This is a genomic window from Micromonospora sp. NPDC005197 (genome assembly GCF_040608295.1).
In the GTDB taxonomy this organism is placed as follows: domain Bacteria; phylum Actinomycetota; class Actinomycetes; order Mycobacteriales; family Micromonosporaceae; genus Micromonospora.
Genome location: NZ_JBEXHY010000200.1, coordinates 1 through 6,843, shown reverse-complemented (window position 1 = coordinate 6,843; position 6,843 = coordinate 1). Strand labels below are relative to the sequence as shown.

Here is a 6,843-nt window from a genome sequence, read left to right as displayed (position 1 = left end):
GCGCCCCCGGGCGGGCGGGAGCCCCCCGGGGACGAACGCAGAGGCGCCGGCGGGGTGGTCGCCGCCGCCCGGCGCGGCGGGCCCGGGGGGGGGGGGGGGGGGGGGGGCCCCGCCCGGCGCCGCCGGGAAGGGGACGCGATGCGGTTCGAGGCGGACACGGAGGTCGGCGCGGACGCCGAGCGGGTCTGGGCGTTGCTTGTCGACGTGGCGCGGTGGCCAGAGTGGACGGCCTCGGTGAGTCGGGCCGAGCGGGGTGAGTCGGGGCCCCTCGCGGTCGGTGCCACCGCCCGCCTGACCCAGCCGAGTGGCCGAGCTGACGTACCCGGAGGTGGGACGGACCCGGCATGGCGCGCTGCCCGGCGGATACCACCACCTGCGCCACCGGACCCCGTTGTCGACCGGCTGTTTCGAGACCGCGGCCGAGGCGGTGCTGAGCTGGCGGCTGCACCGCGCCGCCGGGGTCCGGATGCGCACCGACGCGGCACGGGCCACCGAGGGTGCGCTGGTCACGGCCGGCCTCGGGGTCGGGTTGGCCCGCGTGTGGGGGCCCTGCCGGGTGGTCTGGAGCGACGAGTCGCCCACGCTCGCCGGCTTCGGCTACGGCACCCTCCCCGGTCACCCGGAGCGGGGCGAGGAGGCGTTCGTGGTCGGCCAGGACGACAGTGGCGCGGTCTGGTTCGAGGTACGCGCGTTCAGCCTCCCGGACCGCTGGTTCACCCGCGCGGCCGGCCCGGCCGTCCGGGCGGTGCAGCACGCGTACGCCTGGTGGCTCGGTCGCACTCTGCGCCGGCTCTGCGCCGGCCGCTGACCCGGCGGCCTCAAAAGCGGGCGAACGAGCGGATCGGGGCGCGCGGGCCGTACTTCGGCGCCTGGATGCCGGCGGCCTCCAGCAGCAGACACACCCGACCCCGATGCCCCCTGAACGGCTCCAGCAGGGCCAGCATCCGAGCGTCGTCACCCCTCGGTTCGCCGGCGAGCGCCCAGGCCACCGTGTTCGGGATGTGGTAGTCGCCGACGCTGACCGCGTCCGGGTCACCGTAGGCGATCCGGACCACCTCGGCGGCGGTCCACGGGCCGATGCCCGCGATGGCGGTCAGCCGCCGGGTGGCCTCGGTGGCGTCCACGCAGCGCTCCAGCCGATCGGCGAGCGCGGCGGCGCGGCGCAGCGTGTCGGCCCGGCGCTGCTCCACGCCGAACGGGTGGAACACCCAGTACGGGGTGGCGGCCACCGCGGCGGCCTCGGGCGGCAGCAGCAGCGGTTGCAGCGGGCCGGGTGCCGGCTCCCGGAAGTGCCGCACGGTCGCCGCGTACGCCCGGTACGCCTCCTTGCCGGTGACCTTCTGCTCGAAGACCGCGCGCAGCAGCCGGGGGAAGACCTGCCCGGTGGTGGGCATCCGCAGCCCTCGGTGCTCCCGGGCCAGCCGGGCGACGAGCGGGTGCGCCGCCGCCAACTCGGCGAAGCCGGTCAGGTCGTCGTGCAGCCCGGCGATCTTGTCGGCGCGGGCCACCACGTGCTCGGCGCCCGGTCCGTAGCCCTCGGCAAGCAGCTCACCGCCCGCCGGCCGCAGCGCGAGGGTGGCCGGCCCGTCCGGGGTGCGGGTCGCCCACCAGAACGTGCCGGCGGCGACGCGCGCGCACGGGTCGTACGGGCTGAAGGTCAGGCCGCGGACCGACGCGGCCAGCCGGTAGCCGACGGGCGGGTGCAGCATCCTCGTCGCGGCGGGCTCGGTCTCGGTCACCCCGCTACTCTGCCAGGTCGCGGTACGGCGCCGGTCGCCGACCAGCGGTCCGCGGGCACGGCGGTGGCCGGCCGCGCCCTCCCCGGCTGCGACCGGCCACCGTGCCCTGGCGTATCGGGATCAGTACGAGTAACCCGAACCGCCGGCGTCGCTCGACCCGCTGTCCGCCGGCGGCGCGACGGCCTTCGGCGTCGAGGTGGGCAGGCAGGTCAGGTTCTTCTTGCCGTTCTGGTCGACCACGAACCAGGTGCCGCCGACGGCCTGGCCCTTCCACTGGCCGGGCTTCTTGTCGCCGATGTAGCGGTACACCGGCCAGCCGCCGATGGTGAGCTGTCGGGTGCCGTCCTGTCGGGTGACGCTGCCGACCTTGTCGTCGGAGAGGCCGGTGAGCTGCGGGTTGCCGTCGGTCAACGCCGGCGGCCACACCTGCGCGCACTTGTCGACGCAGTTCGACGCGGGCGGGTCGGCGGTGTCCTTGTCGAACCGGTACAGGACCCAGCCGTCCTGGTCGGTCACGACGTTGCCCATCCGGGCGATCTTCTTGCCGATCAACTGCTCGGTCAGGTCGACGTCCGCGGGCGGCGGCGCGTCGGCGACCGGCGCCTCCGCGGATGCCGACGCCTCGGGTTCAGCCGACGCGGTGGGCTCGGCCGCGGCGACGGCGACCGGCTCGGCCGCGCTCGAGTTCGCCCCGTCGTAACCCGCGGGAGCGCAGGCCGTTAGTGCGACCATCGCGCTCGCGACGATGACGGTCCGCTTCATCTGTGCCACGTGCCCTCCTCATTCTTGGCAGTTCACCCATAGGTACGGCGGGCAGGCTGTCAAGGTTGAAGAAGTAAGAGTGGTCAATTTCACGCGAATGGATTGAACCAAATCGAGCGTCCATCCGTATGGCCCTCCACACGGGACCTTCGGTCACACAACGGATCGACGCCGGCCATTGAGACAATGACCGGCGTCGAGGATGGTACGCGACCCTTACATGGGCACCGTGACCAGCGGACTGGCCACCCCGTTGCGGTCGACCGACTGCACCTGGAGCTGCTTGATGTCACTCGCCAACGCGGACGTCGAGGCGCTCAGCTCAAGACCCTGCGGGCGATTGTTCGTGCCGTAACCGCCATCGGGAACCGACCACGTCGAAATCACCTCGGTGGTGCCGTTCGTGCGCACCACCATCAGCCGGCAGATGCGTGGGCCGGGCAGTTTCCGCAGGCTGAAGTTGATGCGGGTGCCGTACTCCCGCTCGACCAGGAACATCGTCGTCTGCACGCCCGTCGTCGGGTCCGTGGCGTCGACCTGGTCGCCCTCCTCCTCGGTGCCGCCGACGCCCGGGCCGCTCGGCGGCGCGGTCGGCGCGCTCGTCGGCGGGTCGTTGGCGGCGGCGCTCTGCGTCGGCTCCGCGAGAACCCCCGGCGCCTCGTCCCCGGCCACACTCACGAAGCCGTAACCCGTCAACCCGCCGAAGACCACCACCGCCGCGGCGGTCGCGAGCAGCTGACGAAACCGGGTACGCCGTCGGTCGGCCCGGACCGCTACCAACGTCCGGTCCAGCAGCGCCGGATCGGTGGCGGTCTGCTCCAGCGCCATCATCGTCTCGCCGTCGATGCCGGAGAGCAGCCCCACCACCGGCACCATCGTCTCCAGCTCGGCCGCGCACGCCCAGCACGCGGCGAGATGCTCCTCGAACCGCTCAGTGTCCTGCTCGTCGAGCACGCCGAGCGCGTACGCGGCGACGTCCATATGGTCTGGCCGGCTCATTCTGTCACCCCCCGCTCCTGCAGAGCCGTGCGCAGCGCGCGCAGCGCGTAGTAGACCCGCGACTTGGCGGTGCCCAGCGGAAGCCCCAACTCCTCGGCAGCCTCCGGCACCGTCCGCCCCCGGAAGTACGTCGCGATCAGGATCTCCCGATGCGACTGACTCAGCGTACGCAGCGCGTCCGCCACCGTCATCGTGCGCAGCACCCGGTCGGTGCTGTCCGCCTCGGCGAACGCGGTCAGGTCCCGGTCGTACGTCTCCGGCGGCCGGGCCTCCTGGCTGCGGTGCTCGTCGATGGCGATCCGACGGGCCACCGTGACCAGCCACGGCCGCAGCGAACCCTGCCCCTGCACACCGAGGCGGTGCGCGTTACGCCAGGCCCGCAGCAGCGTCTCCTGCACGATGTCCTCCGCGCGCTGCCGGTCCCCCCCGGTGAGCCGCATGACGAACATCAGCAACGGGCCGGCGTGCTCGGCGTAGAGCAGCCGGATCAACTGGTCGGAGTGGCTGGCCTCGGTTGTCGTCGCCTGGTGGCGCCCGGGCGCCGGTTGGGGCGTCACCGGACCATTTTGGCGAGACATGGCTCGGGCGTCGACCCCCCGGGCAGACGAGGTCGGCCGCGACGACCGCGCGGACAACCAGTCCGCGCGAACCGCGTCGCCATGCCAACCGGCCGCCACCGCATGCATGCAGACCTCCGGGATGTCCGTGACCAACGCCGCCCCCACAAGGCGGGCCGCCCGGTGGTACGCAGCGCCGCCCCGAGCGGATCAACAAACCGCGAAAAAAGTTCGACGGAGAGGTCGGCGGGCTCGGATCGACCAGTCAGCGGCGGACGGAGAACAACCCCGGCGGCGGCGGATCCGAGCCGGTGGCGTCCGCGTCGCGCACCACCGCCGCGCCACCGACGAAGCGGTCCAACTCGTCGCCGGCCACCACCCGGCCGGGGAACCAGTCCCCGGCCGCCCGCCGGGTCAACGCGGGGACCGGGGGAGTCGTCCGCCCGGCGACCAGCACCAGATTGCCGTACCGGCGACCGCGCAGCACCGCCGCGTCACCGACCAGGCACGCCTGGGGCAGCACCGAGCGCACCGTGGCGACCTGGCCACGGGCGTACCGTAGCGGCGGGCCGTCGGCCAGGTTCGCCAGCAACCAGCCCGCCGGGCGGAGCACCCGCGCCACCTCGGCGGCGTACTCCACCGATGTGAGGTGCGCCGGTGTGCGGGCACCGGCGAAGACGTCGGCGACCACCACGTCGTAGCTGGCGTCCCGCGTCGAGGCCAGCACCGCCCGCGCGTCCTGCACACGAACCCGCAGCCGGGCGTCCGCCGGCCAGGGCAACGCGCGGCGCACCAGCTCCACCAGAGCGCCGTCCACCTCGGACACCCGCTGGGTGGACCCCGGCCGGGTGGCCGACACGTAGCGGGGCAGGGTCAGCGCGCCACCGCCGAGGTGCAGCACCCGCAGCGGCTCGCCGGGCGGCGCGACCAGGTCCAGTGCGGCGGCCAGCCGCCGGACGTACTCGAACTCCAGATGCGTGGGATCGGTCAGGTCGACGTGCGACTGCGGCGCCCCGTCCAACAGCAGCGTCCACGAACCGGCCCGGTCCGGCGACGGCACCAGCTCGGCCCGCCCGGTGTCCACCTGCTCGACCACCCGGTCATCCGCTCGTTTGCGTCCCACCGCGACCCGCTCCCGCTCAGCGGCCGACGCGCGCCGCGGTGGTCAACGCGCGGTGCAGCAGACGGGAATCGCCGAGCAACGCCCGCAGGCGGCGCTCCAGACCGGCGATCGGGATGAGGTTCTGCGGCGCCCGCGGATCCTTGTACGGAGTCGACGCGAACCGGGGCAGCGTGACCAGCGACAGGTCGGCCAGGTCGATCGCCGCCTCGACGGGCAGGTCGGCGGAGCACTCCACCCGGACGATCCCGGCCCACGGCGCACCCACGGCCACCGGCAGCCGCAGATACCACGACCACCCGCCCCAGGCCGTGCCGAGCCGGAACACCGGTGACCGCTGACCGGACGCCAGACCGGTCACCACAGCCGTCAGCCGGGCGTCCAGGTACTGGCTGTGCTGGGTCTTGATGTAGCCGAGCGTGCGCGGCAACTGGCGGCGACTGCGCAACGGGCCGTCCACCACCAACAGGTCGCCGTCGACCCGGGCGGCGTCGGACACCGCCACCTCCAGCGCGGTCAACGGACCCTGCACGGCCGCCGGCAGCTTCGCCAGCTCACCGGTGCCGCCCACCCGGTGCACCGGGTAGCGGATCGCGCCCGCCACCACGTCCTGCGCCGACGGGCTCGCCGTGAACAGGCCCCGGCCCACCCGCGTGCCGGCCAACTGGGCCGCGCCCCGACCGAGGTCGCAGCGGACCACCCCGGCCGCGTACGACGCCGCCAGCCCCGGGAAGGACCCGCCGTCCGCCTCGGCCGTCCAGATGCTCGCGTCGATGCGGCGGACCCCGTCGACAAGCAACACCACGTCCGGGGCCCGCACGTCCGCGCGTACGCCGATCGCCCGCCAGTCGACGGCCGGCAGCTCCACGTCGGCGTCGACCTGCGCGCTGCTCGGCGTCGCCGGCCCGGACGCGGACGCCTCGAACGACGCACCGTACGCCGGATCCCACGAGTCGACGAAGAACGCGGCGTCGCTCACCCGGCCGACCTTCCGTTCGCGACTGCGGGGCTCCGCTGCGCCGCACTCCTCGCGCTCACCGGCCCGTCCGTTCGACGCGCGCCGAGCGGGCATCCTTGCGCACCTCGAAGCGGACCGGGATCCGCTCGGCCAGCGCCGCGACATGGGTGACCACGCCGACCATCCGGTCACCCCGGGCGGCCAGGTTCTCCAGGGTCGCGGCCACCGTGTCCAGCGTGGCCGCGTCCAGCGTGCCGAAACCCTCGTCCAGGACGATCGACTCCAGACTCGCCGCGGTCGTCGACATGCCGGCCAGCTGTTCGGAGAGCGCCAGCGCCAACGCCAGCGACGCCTGGAACGTCTCGCCACCGGAGAGGGTGCGCACCCCCCGGCGCAGCCCCGCGTCATGGTGGTCGACCACGAAGAACTCGCCCTTGTCGTGCACCAGCTCGTACTGGCCCGAGGACAGCTCCCGCAGGATCCCCGACGCGCCGTCGACCAGCAGGTCCAACGCCTCCGCCAGCAGCCACCGCTCGAAGTTGTTGGCCCGCAGGTGCCCCGCGAGGGCCCGTGCCACCTGCGCCTCGCGCTCGTGCCCGGCCCGCTGCTCACGCAACGTGCCGGCCTGCTCGCGGCGCTCGGCCAGCCGGCGCCGGTCGGCCTCGGCCCGCTCCACGGCCACCGTCGCGGCGTGCACCGGGTCCTCGC

General features: G+C 74.0%; 8 protein-coding genes. 1 reads left to right on the top strand and 7 read right to left on the bottom strand.

The window, feature by feature from the left end; all coding sequences use genetic code 11:
- Nucleotides 1-304: 304 nt before the first annotated feature.
- Nucleotides 305-808 carry a DUF1990 domain-containing protein gene (locus tag ABZU46_RS30415; protein WP_354863147.1) on the top strand — a complete coding sequence of 168 codons (504 nt, stop codon included), beginning with the start codon at nucleotides 305-307 and terminating at the stop codon, nucleotides 806-808.
- A 10-nt stretch (nucleotides 809-818) separates the two neighbouring features.
- Here ABZU46_RS30415 and ABZU46_RS30410 read toward each other — a convergent pair whose 3' ends face one another.
- The 7 genes from ABZU46_RS30410 to ABZU46_RS30380 form a co-directional block, all read right to left on the bottom strand.
- Nucleotides 819-1,739, bottom strand: coding sequence for a DNA-3-methyladenine glycosylase 2 family protein (locus ABZU46_RS30410; RefSeq protein WP_354863146.1), 921 nt, complete (start codon nucleotides 1,737-1,739; stop codon nucleotides 819-821).
- Nucleotides 1,740-1,859: 120 nt separating this feature from the next.
- Nucleotides 1,860-2,510 carry a hypothetical protein gene (locus ABZU46_RS30405; protein WP_354863145.1) on the bottom strand — a complete coding sequence of 217 codons (651 nt, stop codon included), beginning with the start codon at nucleotides 2,508-2,510 and terminating at the stop codon, nucleotides 1,860-1,862.
- Between the two features lie 207 nt (nucleotides 2,511-2,717).
- Nucleotides 2,718-3,500 (bottom strand): zf-HC2 domain-containing protein, encoded by a 783-nt coding sequence (locus ABZU46_RS30400; RefSeq protein ID WP_354863144.1) that lies wholly within the window; start codon nucleotides 3,498-3,500, stop codon nucleotides 2,718-2,720.
- On the bottom strand, nucleotides 3,497-4,186 hold the full coding sequence (locus tag ABZU46_RS30395) for a sigma-70 family RNA polymerase sigma factor (protein WP_354863143.1): 690 nt from the start codon (nucleotides 4,184-4,186) through the stop codon (nucleotides 3,497-3,499). The genes ABZU46_RS30400 and ABZU46_RS30395 overlap by 4 nt, the downstream gene beginning before the upstream one ends.
- Nucleotides 4,187-4,322: 136 nt before the next feature.
- Entirely contained in the window at nucleotides 4,323-5,180 is an 858-nt protein-coding gene (locus ABZU46_RS30390; RefSeq protein WP_354863142.1) for a fused MFS/spermidine synthase, read from the bottom strand.
- Nucleotides 5,181-5,196: 16 nt separating this feature from the next.
- Nucleotides 5,197-6,156, bottom strand: coding sequence for a hypothetical protein (locus tag ABZU46_RS30385; RefSeq protein ID WP_354863141.1), 960 nt, complete (start codon nucleotides 6,154-6,156; stop codon nucleotides 5,197-5,199).
- 55 nt (nucleotides 6,157-6,211) lie between these two features.
- Nucleotides 6,212-6,843: SbcC/MukB-like Walker B domain-containing protein (locus ABZU46_RS30380; protein ID WP_354863140.1), on the bottom strand; the 632-nt coding region annotated here is incomplete at its 5' end.